This window comes from Bradyrhizobium sp. SZCCHNR1051, from assembly GCF_032489615.1.
GTDB lineage: Bacteria > Pseudomonadota > Alphaproteobacteria > Rhizobiales > Xanthobacteraceae > Bradyrhizobium.
Genome location: NZ_JAUEYJ010000002.1, coordinates 251671 through 267485 on the forward strand (window position 1 = coordinate 251671; position 15815 = coordinate 267485).

The 15815-nt window shown below is 65.4% G+C and carries 21 protein-coding genes; 13 read left to right on the plus strand and 8 right to left on the minus strand.

Annotation, left to right across the window (positions count from 1 at the left end; genetic code table 11):
- Window positions 1–1410: a PLP-dependent aminotransferase family protein gene (locus QW868_RS03085; protein WP_316229898.1), complete on the minus strand. Its 1410-nt coding sequence runs from the start codon at window positions 1408–1410 to the stop codon at window positions 1–3.
- A 26-nt stretch (window positions 1411–1436) separates the two neighbouring features.
- On the opposite strand from QW868_RS03085, the gene QW868_RS03090 reads away from it, so the two are divergent.
- Together QW868_RS03090 and QW868_RS03095 are read left to right on the plus strand one after the other, a co-directional pair.
- Entirely contained in the window at window positions 1437–1640 is a 204-nt protein-coding gene (locus QW868_RS03090; protein WP_315758782.1) for a hypothetical protein, read from the plus strand.
- 25 nt (window positions 1641–1665) lie between these two features.
- Window positions 1666–2502: a PhzF family phenazine biosynthesis protein gene (locus QW868_RS03095; protein WP_316229899.1), complete on the plus strand. Its 837-nt coding sequence runs from the start codon at window positions 1666–1668 to the stop codon at window positions 2500–2502.
- A 228-nt stretch (window positions 2503–2730) separates the two neighbouring features.
- Here the strand turns inward: QW868_RS03095 and QW868_RS03100 are convergent, their stop codons facing one another.
- Window positions 2731–3351, minus strand: a complete 621-nt coding sequence (locus tag QW868_RS03100) for a LysE family translocator (protein ID WP_315736389.1) — start codon at window positions 3349–3351, stop codon at window positions 2731–2733.
- A 131-nt stretch (window positions 3352–3482) separates the two neighbouring features.
- Between QW868_RS03100 and QW868_RS03105 the strand changes: the two genes are divergently transcribed.
- The 3 genes from QW868_RS03105 to QW868_RS03115 are packed head-to-tail and all read left to right on the plus strand — an operon-like array spanning window position 3483 to window position 4767.
- A complete protein-coding gene (locus tag QW868_RS03105; protein ID WP_315717502.1) occupies window positions 3483–3797 on the plus strand; it encodes a helix-turn-helix domain-containing protein in 315 nt (104 codons plus the stop codon).
- Window positions 3790–4251 (plus strand): SRPBCC family protein, encoded by a 462-nt coding sequence (locus QW868_RS03110; protein WP_316229900.1) that lies wholly within the window; start codon window positions 3790–3792, stop codon window positions 4249–4251. The genes QW868_RS03105 and QW868_RS03110 overlap by 8 nt, the downstream gene beginning before the upstream one ends.
- A 3-nt stretch (window positions 4252–4254) precedes the next feature.
- Entirely contained in the window at window positions 4255–4767 is a 513-nt protein-coding gene (locus QW868_RS03115) for an SRPBCC family protein (protein WP_316229901.1), read from the plus strand.
- Between the two features lie 13 nt (window positions 4768–4780).
- Here the strand turns inward: QW868_RS03115 and QW868_RS03120 are convergent, their stop codons facing one another.
- From QW868_RS03120 to QW868_RS03135, 4 genes are all read right to left on the minus strand, one after another.
- Window positions 4781–5203: a hypothetical protein gene (locus QW868_RS03120; protein ID WP_316229902.1), complete on the minus strand. Its 423-nt coding sequence runs from the start codon at window positions 5201–5203 to the stop codon at window positions 4781–4783.
- Window positions 5204–5289: 86 nt separating this feature from the next.
- A complete protein-coding gene (locus QW868_RS03125) occupies window positions 5290–6066 on the minus strand; it encodes a DUF2189 domain-containing protein (RefSeq protein ID WP_315736385.1) in 777 nt (258 codons plus the stop codon).
- Window positions 6067–6349: 283 nt separating this feature from the next.
- Window positions 6350–7957, minus strand: coding sequence for an acyl-CoA synthetase (locus tag QW868_RS03130; RefSeq protein ID WP_316229903.1), 1608 nt, complete (start codon window positions 7955–7957; stop codon window positions 6350–6352).
- 171 nt (window positions 7958–8128) lie between these two features.
- Window positions 8129–8584 (minus strand): GatB/YqeY domain-containing protein, encoded by a 456-nt coding sequence (locus QW868_RS03135; RefSeq protein ID WP_315736383.1) that lies wholly within the window; start codon window positions 8582–8584, stop codon window positions 8129–8131.
- A 181-nt stretch (window positions 8585–8765) separates the two neighbouring features.
- Here QW868_RS03135 and carA point away from each other — a divergent pair, with 181 nt between their 5' ends.
- The 3 genes from carA to QW868_RS03150 all read left to right on the plus strand — a co-directional run bounded on the left by carA (window position 8766) and on the right by QW868_RS03150 (window position 11210).
- On the plus strand, window positions 8766–9962 hold the full coding sequence (carA, locus tag QW868_RS03140) for a glutamine-hydrolyzing carbamoyl-phosphate synthase small subunit (RefSeq protein WP_315736382.1): 1197 nt from the start codon (window positions 8766–8768) through the stop codon (window positions 9960–9962).
- Between the two features lie 147 nt (window positions 9963–10109).
- Window positions 10110–10601, plus strand: a complete 492-nt coding sequence (locus tag QW868_RS03145) for a PaaI family thioesterase (protein ID WP_316229904.1) — start codon at window positions 10110–10112, stop codon at window positions 10599–10601.
- A 66-nt stretch (window positions 10602–10667) separates the two neighbouring features.
- Window positions 10668–11210, plus strand: coding sequence for a cupin domain-containing protein (locus tag QW868_RS03150; protein ID WP_316160666.1), 543 nt, complete (start codon window positions 10668–10670; stop codon window positions 11208–11210).
- On the opposite strand, the gene QW868_RS03155 is transcribed toward QW868_RS03150, so the two are convergent.
- Window positions 11211–11537: a metalloregulator ArsR/SmtB family transcription factor gene (locus tag QW868_RS03155; protein ID WP_315758820.1), complete on the minus strand. Its 327-nt coding sequence runs from the start codon at window positions 11535–11537 to the stop codon at window positions 11211–11213.
- Between the two features lie 41 nt (window positions 11538–11578).
- Between QW868_RS03155 and QW868_RS03160 the strand changes: the two genes are divergently transcribed.
- The 4 genes from QW868_RS03160 (at window position 11579) to QW868_RS03175 (ending at window position 14315) form a co-directional block, all read left to right on the plus strand.
- Window positions 11579–12049 carry a YeeE/YedE family protein gene (locus QW868_RS03160; RefSeq protein ID WP_315777720.1) on the plus strand — a complete coding sequence of 157 codons (471 nt, stop codon included), beginning with the start codon at window positions 11579–11581 and terminating at the stop codon, window positions 12047–12049.
- 6 nt (window positions 12050–12055) lie between these two features.
- The gene (locus QW868_RS03165; protein WP_316229905.1) at window positions 12056–12508 is read left to right on the plus strand and encodes a DUF6691 family protein; all 453 of its coding nucleotides are present in this window, start codon (window positions 12056–12058) and stop codon (window positions 12506–12508) included.
- An 11-nt stretch (window positions 12509–12519) separates the two neighbouring features.
- Window positions 12520–13413: an MBL fold metallo-hydrolase gene (locus QW868_RS03170; RefSeq protein WP_315772347.1), complete on the plus strand. Its 894-nt coding sequence runs from the start codon at window positions 12520–12522 to the stop codon at window positions 13411–13413.
- A gap of 107 nt (window positions 13414–13520) precedes the next feature.
- On the plus strand, window positions 13521–14315 hold the full coding sequence (locus QW868_RS03175) for a sulfite exporter TauE/SafE family protein (protein WP_315736376.1): 795 nt from the start codon (window positions 13521–13523) through the stop codon (window positions 14313–14315).
- A gap of 94 nt (window positions 14316–14409) precedes the next feature.
- Here the strand turns inward: QW868_RS03175 and QW868_RS03180 are convergent, their stop codons facing one another.
- Window positions 14410–14937 carry a DNA starvation/stationary phase protection protein gene (locus QW868_RS03180; RefSeq protein WP_315717516.1) on the minus strand — a complete coding sequence of 176 codons (528 nt, stop codon included), beginning with the start codon at window positions 14935–14937 and terminating at the stop codon, window positions 14410–14412.
- Window positions 14938–15045: 108 nt separating this feature from the next.
- On the opposite strand from QW868_RS03180, the gene QW868_RS03185 reads away from it, so the two are divergent.
- Window positions 15046–15750, plus strand: coding sequence for a class I SAM-dependent methyltransferase (locus tag QW868_RS03185; protein WP_315795817.1), 705 nt, complete (start codon window positions 15046–15048; stop codon window positions 15748–15750).
- The last annotated feature ends 65 nt before the right edge of the window (window positions 15751–15815 follow it).

A 15815-nucleotide genomic window follows, 5' to 3' on the forward strand; every position in this document is an offset into this window, starting at 1 on the left:
CTACTCCGTGATGTCAGAGGCGTCGTGATGCGCGAGCAGGCCGGCAAGCCGCCACAGCGCTGTCCGCAGATCGTCATGGCTCGGCAGGCCGAGCGCGAGCCGCACCGCGTTCGGTGAATGGCCGTGTGCCACCGCAAACGCGCTCGCAGGCGTGATCGCGATGCCGGCGCGCGCGGCCGCGGCGGTCAAGGCTTCGGCGCGCCAGCCCTCCGGCAGATGCAGCCAGACATGGTAGGAGCGCGGATCGGCCTCGATGTGATGGCCGGCGAGGCACTCGGCGACGATCGCCTGCCGCACCAGCGCATCGGCGCGCTTGCGCCTGGTGATCTCGGCCGCCGTGCCGTCGGCGAGCAGCCCCATGCCGGCGGCCAGCGCCAGCGACGTCACCGACCAGGCCCCGGTGCGCACCGTGGCGGCGAATTTTTCGCGCATGCTTCCCGGCACGTAGAGAAAACCGACCGCAATCCCCGGCGCGAGCCGCTTGGCAAGGCTGTCGACCACGACGACGCGCTCCTCGGCCTGCGTCGCCAGCGAGACCTGATCGCTGAGGAAGCCGTAGACCAGATCCTCGATGATCATCAGCTCGTGCTTGCGCACCAGACGCACGATCTCCTCGCGCCTCGCCTCGCTCATCGTCAGGCCGAGCGGATTCTGCATCACCGGCTGGATGTAGATCGCGTTGAGCGCACTGCTGCGATGCGCCTTGGTCAGCGCGTCCGGGCGGACGCCCTCGCCGTCCATCGCGAGCGGCACCAGGGTCACGCCGAGCCGCGCCGCGATGCCCTTGATCATCGGATAGGTCACGGCCTCGACGCCGAGCCGGCCACCGACCGGCACCAGCGCCGAGATCGCCGCAGCCAGCGACTGCCGACCGCTGCCGGCGAAGACAAAGTTCTCCGCGCGCGGGCGCCAGCGCTCGCTCGCGAAGAAGGCCGCGGCGGTGCGCCCGGCCTCGGCCAGCCGGCGCTGCGTGATCGGCGCCAGCACCGGCGCGAGCTTCTCCGGCCGCTGCCAGACCGCCATCGATTTCGCGATCATGGCCGCCTGGTCGGGCAGTGTCGGAAAATTGAACTCGAGATCGATGCGGCCGTCGAACGGCTCCAGCCGCAGCGAGGGCGGCACCGGCACCGCCTCTCCTGCGACGAAAGTGCCGCGCCCGACCTCGCCCACGACCAGGCCCCTGCGCAACAATTCGGCATAGACACGGGCTGCCGTGGAGGCGGCAATTCCTCGCTCGTAGGCAAACTGGCGCTGCGGCGGCAGCCGGTCGCCGGCCTTCAGCCTGCCGTTGGCGATGTCCTCGGCGATGTCGTCCACCAGGACCGTATACGAAGCATTCATGCTATATTGCACCGAGAGCAATGTTTCGATTGCACCGAGATATGTACTGCGCGATTGCTCTTCGAACAACGCAATTGAAGAGCAATAGGTGACTCATGGCATATTCCCTGGCGCAGCGTTGGGCAACTCCGCAAGTTGCCCACGGAAAGAGCAATTTGCTCGGGGTGCCGCAACTCTGGCTGCAGCGCCTGTTCTGGCGGTCCGAGCTGGCGATGCTCGATCGCGAACAGATGCGTGATTGCGGCCTTGATCCGGCGATCGTCCAGGAAGAGGCCAACAAGCCGTTCTGGCGCGACTGACAACGAGACCTGGGAGGACACAGCCATGCCGATGCTTCCGTTCCATCAAGTCGACGTGTTCTCCAAGGTCGCCTTCAAGGGCAACCCGCTTGCCGTGATCGCCGAGGCCGACGGCCTCGACGATGCGGCGATGCGGGCGATCGCCAACTGGACCAATCTGTCCGAGACGACCTTCCTGTCACGCGCTCAGAATCCGGGCGCCGATTATCGCGTGCGCATCTTCAGCCCGCAGCGCGAGCTGCCTTTTGCGGGCCATCCGACGCTCGGCTCGTGCCACGTATGGCTCGCGCTCGGCGGCCGGCCGAAGGGCGAGCATGTGGTGCAGGAATGCGGCGCGGGTCTCGTGCGCATCAAGCGTGACGGAGACCGGCTCGCCTTCGCAGCCCCGCCGCTCAGGCGCTCCGGCGCCGTCGATGCCGAGCTGACGAGCAGGATCACAGCAGCGCTCGGCATCCAATCGAGCACGGTGCGCGCCGTGCAGTGGGTCGACAACGGCCCGGGCTGGATCGGCGTGCTGATCGACTCGCGCCGCGCGCTGCTCGACATCCGCTTCAATCCGGCGGCGCTGCCGCAACAGCCGATCGGCGTGGTTGCGCCATGGGATCGGGCGCAGGATGGTCCGGAGGCCGACTACGAGGTCCGCGGCTTCATGTGGGGTGGCGGCGAGGACCCGGTGACGGGCAGCCTCAATGCAAGTCTGGCGCAATGGCTGATCGGAGCCGGAATTGCTCCGAAGCAATATGTCGCCTCCCAGGGCACGGTTCTCGGCCGCGCCGGCCGCGTCCATGTTGCGCAGGACGGCGAGACGATCTGGATCGGCGGTGACGTCGCGCCGGTGGTGAAGGGAACGATCAGCCTGTAGCGCGACCGCCGCAGAACCTCGAGTCGGTCGCAGACCGGTCCGGTGTCAGTGCGGCCTCATTGCTCTCCCGGCGATGCGAAGCATCGTCCGGAGACGCGCCACGCGCGGCGCTCCTCACCAGGAGGTTTTAGACTGCGCGGCGAATTTGCCTTCGTCCTGAGGAGCTCGCCGAGGGCCGGCGTCTCGAAGGATGATGGAAGGAAGGCTGGGGCTGCGGAGGCGAGCTCGTCAGCGCGCCCGCGTCAGCGCCAGCCACACGCCGCCGCCGATCATGAAGCCGCCGGAGATGCGCGACACCAGCCGCGTCCGCCTGGCCGAGAACAGTTTTCGCGCACGGCCCGCGAGCAGCGCATAGATCGCGTCGGTGAGACCCGCAATCAACATGAAGGTGACGCCGAGCAAACCGACCTGCGGCACGTGATCCCGGCTCATGTCCATGAACTGCGGCAGGAACGCGCCGAAGAACACCATCACCTTCGGGTTCGAGAGCAGCACCAGCAGCCCCTGCAGGAAAAAGCCGCCGCGCGGCGGCGGTGGCGGCGCCTCGCCCGCAGAGATCCCCTCGATCGGCGAGCGGATGAGCTGAATGCCGAGCCACACCAGATAGGCCGCACCGATCAGCCGCACCCATTCGAACCAATAGCCCATCGTGGCCATCAGCGACGTCAGGCCGACGGCGACGATGCCGATCGCGATCGCCAGCCCGGTCTGCACGCCGGCGATATTGATGAGCGCGGCGCGGGTCCCGTGGCGCAGACCGTTGGCGATCAGCAGCGTCACGACGGGACCCGGCAGCAGCGCGAGCCCGATACAGGCGGCGACGAAGGCGAGATAGACTTGCAGGGACATGAGGCGCCTCGATGCGAGTGAGGCGCTCACTAATGCACGACATGTCTGCAGAGGGAAGCCCGCTTTTCCTCGCGCGATCCACACCGCAGCGCTCTTGACACGCAACCATTTGGTTGCCTATTCTTTCTCACATGGATGATGTCTTCAAGGCGCTTGCGGACGGCTCACGACGCGCCCTGCTCGACAGGCTCCACGCGCGGAACGGGCAAACCCTGACCGAACTCTGCGACGGCCTCGCGATGACGCGACAGGCCGTGACCAAGCACCTTGCCATTCTGGAAGCGGCCAATCTGGTCGCGACGATCCGGCATGGCCGCGAGAAGCTGCACTATCTCAATCCGGTGCCGATCCATCACATCGGGGAGCGCTGGATCAAGAAATTCGAGCGCGGCAAGCTCGCCGCGCTCAGCGAGTTGAAGCGGCAATTGGAGGAGCGCGATGAGTAAGCCCGAATTCGTCTACGTCACGTATATCGCGACGACGCCCGAGAAATTGTGGGAAGCGCTGACATCAAACGAATTCGCGAAGCGCTACTGGTTCGGCACCGAACTGCATTCCGACTGGCGCGTCGGCTCGCCGTTCGCGCTGGTGACCGACGGGATGACGACGGATGTCGGCCAGATTCTGGAGTTCGATCCGCCACGCCGGCTCTCCTACACTTTCCAGCACGTCCTGAAAGACGAGTTTCGCAACGAGCAGCCGACCAAGGTCGTGTTCGCGATCGAACAGCACGGCAACTCCGTCAAGCTGACCCTGACACATGAAGGCTTCGAAGGGGCGGGGAGATTGCTCGATGCGGTTTCCAACGGCTGGCCCGCGATCCTGTCCGGCCTAAAAAGTCTGCTGGAGACCGGAACGGCGCTGGCGATCCCGATGTCAGCGCTCGGCAAAGGAGGCTGAGCGATGGATCTTGCAAAGTTCAGGCCCGCCACCGTCTACACGATCTACATCGCCGCCAGCCCTGAGAAAGTGTGGCAGGCGCTGACCTCCGCCGAGTTCAGCCGGCAATATTTCTTCGGCTTCGCCGTTGAAGCCGAACTGAGGGCGGGCGGCGCCTTCATCGTGCGCGCGCCGGACGGCTCCGAACACATCAGCGGCCAGGTGATCGTCTGCGAGCCGCCGCACCGGCTGATCGTCACGTGGGACGTCAACTGGCCCGGCCTCGTCGAGGCACTGGGCCGCACGCTCGTGACCTATGAGATCGAACCGGCCGGCGACGCCATCCGTCTCACGATGACTGAAGCTCACGAGCGGCCGCTCTCCGACGACATCCTGTCCGGCGGACGCCAGGGCTGGCCGGCCATCCTGTCGAGCCTCAAGAGCGTGCTCGAGACCGGCAAGCCGCTCGCGGTGAAGATGACACCGCCGACGCGCATGCTGGCGGCCCTGAAGGCGATGGGGATTGCAGTGCCTTAAACGACAAGGCCTGCTACGACACCGCGGCGATCTGTGGGATGCTGGCGAGGACGGCGCCGACCTGGACCGCATTGCCCAGCATGCCACCCCAATGCAGCCAGCGCAGCCGACGCACGGCCGTCGCATCGCCGGAATCCCTGTCGCGGATGCGCGCGTCCATCTGCCGCAGAAACCAGCGGCGCGAGACCAGCGCGAACGCCGCGATCAGGCCAATGCCCAGCCCCAGAACGGGGCGGCCGTCGGCCAGCACGGCGAGCGCGCCGATGCCGCCAGCGATCGAAAGCGCCACGAAGTAGGAGTCGAACATGCCGCGCAGGAGCCGGGTGACCGGCACGATGTCGAGCCGCACCAGCAGGAACGCCGGCGCGGCCAGCAGCAGATAGAACATCGGCAGCAATAGGACGATCGCGGCAAACAAGGCGACGTTATCCGGCATCATCCTTCTCCGACATTGGGACCGGCCGACCATTGGCGAGCCGCGGTTCGAACCAAACCCGTGCGATCGTCGCGGCAGTCCTGGCCTTACGCCGGAGCTACGATCCGGCGGTACAGATGCCAGCTCGCATGGCCCAGCACCGGCACAGTGACCAGCAGCCCCAGGAAGTACGGCAATGCCGAGATGATCAGTAGCACGGTGATGACGGCGGCCCAGCCGATCATCGGGCCGGGACTGGTCACGACCGCGCGCACGCTGGTGATCATCGCCGTCACGAAATCGACGTCGCGCTCCAGCAGCAGCGGAAACGATACGACCGTGAGCGAGAACAGTACCAGCGACAGGGCGGCGCCGTCGAGATTGCCGATCGCCAGAAAGAGCAGACCCTCGTTGGTCGTCAGCACCACGGTCATGAACTCCTTGATGCTGGAGAACGAGGCATTGAGCCCAAGCAGCAGCGCGATCAGGAGGCGCACCTGGTACATCCAGATAATGAAGAAAAATAGCGTCACGAACGCCATCCAGGCAATCTCGCCGCGTGACGTGATCGTGCGCCAGATCGCGCCATAGGTGATCGGCTGGCCGAGCTCGCGGCGGCGACTGACCTCGTAGAGACCGATCGCGACGAACGGGCCGATCAGCGCAAAGCCCGCGGCCAGCGGATAGGCCAGGTAGACCATGCCGAACGCGGTGACGCACAGCACGATGCTGATGCCGCCGAGCACGTAGATCAGCCCGAAAGCAAGGCCGAACATGGGCTGAGCCTGAAAATCACGGAGGCCTTGCGTCAAGGCTTCGGCGATATCGGCCGTCGTGATGCGGCGCACCACGGGATCGGATCGTCCCGAGACGGATGCGGTCATCGGCGTACCCTCCTGACTGTTCTTGTTGGCGATGATGCTAACAGCGGTAGGGCGAGGATTTCAATTTCAACTTGTAGGCAGCGGACAGGGTCTAAGCCGTGGCGTCCCGTGAGGCGAGATGCGAAGCCGCGCGGCGCCGCAGGTCCTCTCCCCCGTCCTTACCGGGCGAGAGCTGGGGTCAGGCGCGGCCACATCCGATGCATGTTGTTGAACCCGTGCTCGTCACCAAGCGGGGGAAGCCTCGCAAGCCGCGCCATCGGGCTCGCACGGCAGCAAGCTCGCCCTACCCCCGCGCCCGCAACTCGCGCCTCAGCACCTTGCCGGTCGCCGTCATCGGCAGGGTGTCGGTGAATTCAACGTGGCGCGGGTATTCATGCGCAGCGAGCTTGACCTTGACGAAGTCCTGGATGTCTCGCGACAGAGTGTCATTTGCAACGAAGCCGGGCCGCAGCACGATCCACGCCTTGATGGCCTCGGTGCGCACCGGGTCGGGAATGCCGACGACGGCCGCCAGCGCGACTGCCGGGTGCTTGAGCAGCGTGTCCTCGATCTCGGCCGGGCCGATGCGATAGCCGGCCGAGGTGATGACATCGTCCTCGCGGCTCGCATACCAGAAATAGCCGTCGTCATCCTGGGTGCCGAGATCGCCGGTCAGCAGCACGTCACGAGCGAACTTCTTCTGCGTCGCCTCCGGATTGCGCCAATATTCGATCATGGTACAGGGATTGGGCTGGCGCACGCCGATGATGCCCCTCTCTCCGCGCGGCAGCTCCTCGCCCTTGTCGTTGACGATCAGTACCTCGAAGCCCGGCGTCGCCTTGCCCATCGAGCCCGGCCGGATCGGAAACAGCCTCGCATTGTTGCCGACGACGAGATTGCATTCGGTCTGGCCGTAGATCTCGTGCGCGTCGATGCCGAAGGTCGCGCGCACCCAGTCGAGCAGCTCGGCGCCGAGCGACTCGCCGCCGGTGAGGATGCTGCGCAGCTTGACGCCCTCGTGCTTGACATTGGCTTGGCGCATCAACTTCAGCGCGGTCGGGGGCAGGAACACGTTGCGGACGGCGTAGTCCGCCATCAGTTGCATTGCGGCCTGCGGCTCGAATTTCCTGGCGCGATAACCGATCACCGGGATCGCGTGATACCATGCGGGAAACAGCGCGTCGAACAGGCCGCCGATCCACGCCCAATCCGCCGGCGTCCACATGACGTCGCCGGGCTTCGGCAGGAAGCCGTGCACCATCTCGACATTGGGCAGGTGGCCGAGCAGTACGCGATGGGCGTGCAGCGCGCCCTTGGGATTTCCGGTCGTACCCGAGGTGTAGATGATGATGGCAGGGTCGTCGCTCGACGTGGCGACGGTCGGGAATTGATCCGAGGCGCGCTCCAGCGTCGGCCAGAAGGCTCGGGCGCCGAGGCCGTCGCCGTCAGTGACATAGATCGTCTTGAGTTCCGGCAGGTGGTCGCGAATGCGCGCAAGCTTCGCAAGGCCCGTGGCGTCGGTGACGACGACCTTGGCGCCGGAATTCTGCAGCCGGAATTGCAGCGCGTCCTCGCCGAACAGCGTGAACAGCGGCACCGAGACGAGACCGGCGCGGAACGCCGCCAGATGGACGATCGGCAGCTCCAGCGACTGCGACAGGAACACCGCGACGCGGTCGCCCTGCGCGAGACCATCGGCCTTCAATACGTTGGCGAAGCGACAGGAGTAATCGCGCAGCTCATCGAATGAGACGCGCCGGGCGGCGCCGTCCTCCTCGACGACGACCAGCGCGAGGCGGGCGGAGCCGTCGGCGTGGCGATCGCAGGTCGCGACCGCGATGTTGAACTGCGCCGGGATGTCCCAGCGGAAGTCGCGAGTGAGCTGGTCGTAGTCGGACGTTTCCTTGAGCATTGTTCTCTCCGTCATGGCCGGGCGAAGACCCGCCTGCGGGGCCGAAGCCCCTTCGGCGCGGCGACGGCCCGACCATCCACGTCTTTACTCTTGATGATAGTCTTAAAGACGTGGATGCCCGGGACAAGCCCGGGCATGACGATTTGGGGATGGCTCGGCGCTTCGCGCGGCCTAGCCCGACAGCGCCGCCTTCACCAGTGCGCTCGCCTTGGCAAAATCCATCTGTCCCGTGTACTTCGCCTTCAGCACGCCGATCACCTTGCCCATGTCCTTCATGCCGGCGGCGCCGGTCTCAGCAACGGCGGAGGAGATGGCCGACTTCACCTCATCGTCGCTCATCTGCTTCGGCAGATAGGCCGAGATGACCGCGATCTCCTCGCGCTCGCCGGCGGCGAGCTCGGCGCGGCCGCCCTTTTCATACAGCTCGACCGACTCCTGACGCTGCTTGATCATCTTCTGCAGCACCGCGAGCACGTCGGCGTCGGTCAAGGGCGGCTTGCCTTCGCCGCGCGCCGCGATGTCGGCATTCTTCAAGGTCGAGTTCACCATGCGAAGGGTGGACAGCTTGCGCTCGTCCTTGGCCTTCATCGCCTCCTTGACCGCATTGTTGATGTCGTCACGCAGCATGATCTCGCCCTCTCAAAATCCATTGGCGCTGGTCTAGGCGGTTCGCCCACCCGAAACAACACGGTTCCGCATCCGTTCCGGTCGGATGCCTCGAAACTCCAGTCAAATTGACCGATATCGCGTGTGAATCGGCCGCTTCCCGCTTTGACGCCGCGCGCCAGGGGCACTATGTAGAGGCCTCATGACACACATCGATACTGACGCCGCCTGGCCGGACCATAAACCGACCGCGCTCCTCGTGCTCGCCGACGGCACGGTGCTGGAAGGCTACGGCCTCGGCGCCGAAGGCCACGCCGCGGGCGAGGTCTGCTTCAACACCGCAATGACCGGCTACGAGGAGATCCTCACCGATCCGTCCTATGCCGGCCAGCTCATCACCTTCACTTTCCCGCATATCGGCAATGTCGGCACCAACGACGAGGATATCGAGACGGTGAACATGGCGGCGACGCCGGGCGCGCGCGGGGTGATCCTGCGCACCGCGATCACCGACCCCTCAAATTATCGCGCGACGCGCCATCTCGACCAGTGGCTGCGCGCGCGCGGGATCATCGGGCTGTCCGGCATCGACACAAGGGCGCTGACCGCGCTGATCCGCTCCAAGGGCATGCCGAACGCCGTGATCGCGCATGCCAGGGACGGCAATTTCGACCTCGACGCCCTGAAGAAGGAAGCGCGCGAGTGGCCGGGCCTGGAGGGCATGGACCTGGTGCCGATGGTGACCTCCGCCCAGCGCTTCACCTGGGACGAGACCCCCTGGGTGTGGAACGTGGGTTTCGGCCAACAGACCAATCCGGAATTCAACGTCGTCGCGATCGACTACGGCATCAAGCGCAACATCCTGCGCCTGCTCGCCGGCGTCGGCTGCAAGGTGACCGTGGTGCCGGCGACGACGCCCGCCGAGGACATCCTCGCGATGAAGCCGGACGGCGTGTTCCTGTCGAACGGACCGGGTGATCCCGCGGCGACCGGCAAATATGCCGTGCCGGTCATTCAGCAAGTGATTTCGTCGGGCACGCCGACCTTCGGCATCTGCCTCGGCCATCAGATGCTCGGGCTTGCGGTCGGCGCCAAGACCAAGAAGATGCATCAGGGCCATCACGGCGCCAATCATCCGGTCAAGGACGAGACCACCGGCAAGGTCGAGATCACCTCGATGAACCATGGCTTCGCGGTCGACCAGGACACGCTGCCATCGGGCGCGACGCAGACCCACATCTCGCTGTTCGACGGCTCGAACTGCGGCATCCAGCTCGAAGGCAAGCCGGTGTTCTCGGTGCAGTACCACCCGGAAGCGTCGCCCGGCCCGCGCGACTCGCACTATCTGTTTCAGCGCTTCGCCGAGCTGATGCGCGAGAAGAAGCGCAGCGCGGCCTGAGGTCGGCAGCCGGACACGATTCGAAATGCCCGGGCTGGTCCCGGGCATTTTTCTGTCCGCAATCTTGTGATCGCCGGCATCTGTTTTGCCCTCGATCTTTTCGCACCACATTCATATGATGATCATCATACATTGGAGATCGACGATATGAGCGAGACGGACTCGCGCGCTGAATTCGGCGTGGTGCCCCTGGCGGCGCTGGCTTCGATGCCCGGGCTCGATTTCGTGCGCGGCATCTTTGCCGGGACTTTGCCGCAGCCGCCGATCATGCAGACGGTCGCGCCGTTCGACTGCAGCGCCGAGCCCGGCCAGGTCGTCATGCACAGCGTGCCGGCCTTGCGGCATTATAATCCGATCGGTTCGGTGCATGGCGGCTACGCCGCGATCCTGCTGGATTCCGCGATGGGGCTCGCCGTCCACACGATGTGCCCGCAGGGCAGCGGTTACACCACGCTGGAATTCAAGGTCTCCTTCATCAAGGCAATGACCGAGACCACCGGCATCGTGAGAACGGAGGGCAGGACGCTGTCGTTCGGACGCCGCGCCGCGACCGCCGAGGCACGCATCGCCGATTCGCAAGGGCGACTGCTGGCGCACGCCACCACGACTTGCCTGGTGTTCGAACTGCCCAAGGCTTGAGCCTGGAACGGCGGCCGCGCAGGCCGGTTGATAGGGCGAGGCCCCATCCTTTGTTCCGAGGTCGCCATGCCTGCCGCCCCCTCGCCCCGCGTCAAGTCGATCGAACCGCTCAGCATCGTGTTCGCGGATGACGGCCTGGTGCCCAATAATCCGATGCCGTTCCTGGTCTACAAGGCCGTCATCGATCTGGACGGCGCCGATCCGGCGGCCGACATCGAGCGCGTGTTCGCCGCCAGTGGCTGGGGCAGCATGTGGCGCAACGGCGTCTACGACTATCTGCACTATCATGCGACGGTGCACGAGGCGCTGGGGGTTGCCAGCGGAACCGCGCGTGTCCGCTTCGGCGGCGATCGCGGTCGGGAGCTGGAGCTCAGGCCCGGTGACGTCGCCATCCTGCCGGCCGGCACCGGACATCAATGCATCGCTGCCAGCAGCGATTTCTGCATCGTCGGCGCCTATCCGCCCGGACCGAAGATGCAGATCACGCGGCCGACGCCGGAGAACCACGCCCGCGCATCGAAAACCATTCCGGAGGTGCCGATGCCCGCGACCGATCCTGTGCTCGGCGCGGGTGGCCTACTCACGCGCCTGTGGCAGCAGGCGCGCTGATCAGGCGCAATACAGCCGATACAGCGTCTGCAGGATCTCGCGGACCTCGCGGCTCGCCAGCCGATAGTAGATGGTCTGGCCATCGCGCCGGGTGGCGACGAGATCGAGCGCGCGCATCTTGGCGAGATGCTGCGACAGCGCCGCCTGTCGCAACCCGACCTGCTCGGCGAGATCGCCGACTGCGCGCTCGCCGTCGATGAGGTTGCAGAGCACCATGAGGCGCTTCGAATTCGCCATGGCAGCGAGCAGGCCGGCCGCCTCCTCCGCCTTGTCGTCGAGCGCCGCCACCATGGTCTCGCGGGTTTTGCGCCTGGCCTGTGTTGTCATCATTGTTACTTCTTCAAGTTCGTATATATGCAATAATGCACATGATAGCCGATTGCAACATGCGCCCAACGAGGGAATCAAGGGACGATATGATCACGGAGTATACGGCGGTTACGGCGCTCGCAGGCGGCGCCCTCATCGGCGCTGCAGCCGTCATGCTGATGGGCCTGACCGGCCGCATCGCCGGCGTCAGCGGCATTGCCGCGCGGCTGTTGCCGCCCTGGGACGGCGCGCTCGCTGGCCGGCTCGCCTTCATAGGAGGGCTGGTCGCGGCCGCCCTTGCAGTCCGCATCGTGAGCGGGAGCCTGCCGCCGCTGAAGCTGGAGGTCGGTCCGATAGATATGGTTGCAGCCGGACTGCTGGTCGGCTTCGGGGCGGTCTGGGGCAACGGCTGCACCTCGGGTCATGGCGTCTGCGGCATCGCCAGCCTGTCGCCGCGCTCGATCGTCGCCACGCTGATATTCATGGCCACCGCGGTCGCGACCACCTTCCTCGTTCGCCACGTGCTGTGAGACGCCATGATCATCTTCATCCAGTTCATCGTCGGCCTCGTCTTCGGTCTCGGGTTGCTGCTCTCGGGCATGTCCAATCCGGAGAAGGTGCTCAACTTCCTCGATTTCGCGGCGATCCGCTCCGGCGGCTGGGATCCGAGCTTGATCCTCGTGATGGCTGGAGCGGTCGGGGTCACCTTCGCCGGCTTTCGATTGGTTTTCCGGCGCCGGCGTCCCGTCCTCGGTGACCAATTCCACCTGCCATCCTCGCAGACGCTGGATTGGCGGATCGCAACCGGCCCTGCCGTCTTTGGCATCGGCTGGGGCCTCGCCGGCATCTGCCCGGGCCCGGCCTTCGTGGCGCTCGGCTACGGCTCGCCTGCCATCGTCCTGTTTGTCACGGCCATGATGATCGGAATGGCCGCAGCCCGCATGCTCGCGAGCCGCCGGCCCTCGCTCGCCGCGGTCGCTTCAGAATGAGGGAGGCTTGAATGTCCGGCATTCCACATCCGGTCGACCTGTCGGTGAAACCCGAGGTCACACCGTTCTTCGATCCCGCCACCAACACCGTCAGCTACGTGGTCAAGGACCCAGGCTCGCGGGCCTGCGCCGTGATCGATTCGGTCATGGACATCGACTATGCCTCGGGTCGCATCGCGCCCCATTCCGCCGACAAGATCATTCGCCTGATCGAGGATCGCGGCTGGCAACTGGACTGGCTGATCGAGACCCATGTCCATGCCGACCATCTGTCGGCGGCGCCCTACATCCAGTCAAGGCTGGGCGGCAGGATCGGCATCGGCGCCAATATCAGGATGGTGCAGGAGACGTTCGGCAAGATCTTCAACGAAGGCACCGAGTTTCAGCGCGACGGCAGCCAGTTCGACCGCCTGTTCCATGATGGCGATACCTACCGGATCGGCGCAATGACTGCCTTCGCCATGCATACGCCGGGGCACACGCCGGCCTGCATGACTCATGTAATCGGAGACGCCGCCTTCGTCGGCGATACGCTATTCATGCCGGACGGCGGCTCGGCACGCGCCGACTTTCCTGGCGGCGACGCCCGCACCCTGTATCGCTCGATCCGCCGGGTGCTGGAGCTGCCTGACGCGACGCGGCTGTTCATGTGCCACGACTACGGTCCAAACGGCCGCGACATCCGCTGGGAAACGACGGTGGCCGAGCAGCGCGCGCACAACATCCACGTCCGCGACGGCATCACCGAGGATCAGTTCGTCGCCGCCCGCGAGGCGCGCGACCGCACCTTGGACATGCCCAAGCTGATCATCCCGTCGTTGCAGGTGAACATGAAGGCGGGACGGCTGCCGACGCCCGATCAGGACGGCCGGCGCTTCCTGAAAGTGCCGCTCAACACGCTCTAAGACCCCCCTCCGCCCCGCCGAGCACGCGGCAGACGTCGCGGCTCGGCTTTCCCATTTGGCCGCGTCCACGCACCCCGGCGCGGCATGCCACGCCGGAGCATCACAGGATGACGTTGTCCGCTGCCGAGCTTGCGCTCGGCTCGCTGTCCGGCTCTTTCGTCGGATTCACGCTCGGCCTGATCGGCGGGGGCGGATCGGTGCTGGCCGTGCCGCTCATGGTGTATCTGGTGGGCGTCGGCAATCCCCACGTGGCGATCGGCACGAGCGCGGTCGCCGTGGCGATCAACGCGGCGGCCAATCTCGCCAATCATGCCCGCTCCGGCAACGTCAAATGGCGTTGCGCGCTGGTGTTTGCTGCAACGGGCGTGGTCGGCGCCTTCGCGGGCTCGACGCTCGGCAAGATGGTTGACGGCCAGAAGCTGCTGCTGCTGTTCGCCCTGGTCATGATCGTGATCGGCCTCTTGATGCTGCGCAAGCGCGGCACGGACAGCCAGCTGGACGTCAAGCTTTCACGCGACAATCTGTTGCCGCTAGTGGCATTCGGCTTCGGCACGGGAATGCTGTCCGGCTTCTTCGGCATCGGCGGCGGTTTCCTGATCGTTCCGGCTCTGATGTTTGCGACAGGCATGCCGATCCTCTACGCGATCGGCTCCTCGCTCGTCTCCGTCACGGCGTTCGGACTGACGACCGCAGCAAACTACGCGCTGTCGGGACTGGTCGACTGGGCGCTGGCGGCGACCTTTCTCGTCGCCGGCATCGCCGGTGGCCTGGTCGGTGCGAAGCTGGCCGCTCGCCTGTCCAGTACGCGCGGCACCCTGAACAAGGTGTTTGCCACCGTGGTGTTCGTGGTGGCGGCTTACATGATCTATCGGAGTTGGTCGGCACTCGGCCACTCCGGATAGTGCGGCGTGGATATGAGCCGGAGCCAGCATCGAGGCCGAACGGGCGCCCCACGTCCTCGCAGCGCGCCCGGAGCTCAACTCAACGCGGGCCCGCTTATGCCGCGTTGCTGCCTTCCTGGCGGCTCGCTTCGAACAAGAACCAGGTGCGGCGTTCGGTCTCGTCGATGAAGGTCTCCAGCAATCCCGCGGTGGCCGGATCGTCATTGTCGTCGCACAGCCCGTGCGCCTTCCGCATCGCAGCCGCGACGTGCTTGTTGTCCTCCATCAACTCCCGCAGCATCTCGCGCGGCGGCACATACTCCTCGTTGTTGTCCTTGATGGTCTGCAGCTTGCTGATCTGGCTGATCGATTTCAGCGTGGTGCCGCCGAGCTTCCGCACCCGCTCGGCCAGTTGGTCCGTGGTGGCAAAGATCGCGTCCGACTGCTCGTCCAGCATCTCATGGTAGTCATGGAAATGCCGTCCGCTGACGTGCCAGTGGAAGTTCTTGGTCTTCAGATAGAGCGCAAAGGCGTCGGCAAGCAGCGTGTTCAAAGCTGTCGAGATCTTGTTTACGGCGTCCGGCGACAGATCGGTCGGGGTATCGAGCTCGGGGGCGGTCTTGTCGGTCTTTGCTTTACTCACGGCCTAACCTTCCTGTTAGAAGCAGCGATGGACACGGGTGATCGGACCCGTTAACGCTCGCTGACCCCTCCAGTTCCGATCAAGGAACTGTGTTTGCCGGAACACGCCATGGACGACTGGATCGACTATTACGATTCCACGCACACGATCTATGCGAGCAAGCTGCATCGCGACCTGCACTTCCAGGGGATTGCGCGTGACATCGTCGGGTATATTCCCTCGCCCGACGCGGTCGTTCTCGACTATTCCTGCGGAGAGGCCTTATCAGCCGCCAAGGTCGCCGACGCATGCGTGACGCTGATCCTGGCCGAGCCGGCGCCGGGCGTGCGCGGCCGGTTGATCGCGCGTTTCGCGCCCAACACCAAGATCCGCGTGCGGTCGCTGGACGAGCTGCGCAACATGCAGGAAGGCTCGATCGACCTCGTCGTCATGAACTCCGTGGCGCAGTACATGAGCGAGGCGGAATTCGACGCGGCCCTGGCCGTGATCAGGCGGCTGCTGAAGCCGTCGGGAAAGTTCATCCTCGGCGACGTCCTGCGTCCGGACGTTGGCATGGGCCGTGACGTGCTCGCGCTGCTGATGTTCGCCGCACGGGACGGCTTCCTCAAGGATGCCCTGGTCGGGCTGGTCGCCACGGCGCTGTCGGATTACCGGCAACTGCGCACCAAGGTCGGCCTGCAGCACTACAGCGAGGCCGAGATCCTGGCGAGACTGAAGAAGGCCGACCTCAGCGCCGTCCGGGCGCCCAAGAATATCGGCCACAATCCCTGGCGGATGACCTTCGTGGCTCGGCCGATGACGGGAACCGGGTGACCGCGTGGGCCGACCAGCCCGCCGCAACTGCCAACATCAAGCAACTGGATTAGGGTTAACTGAAA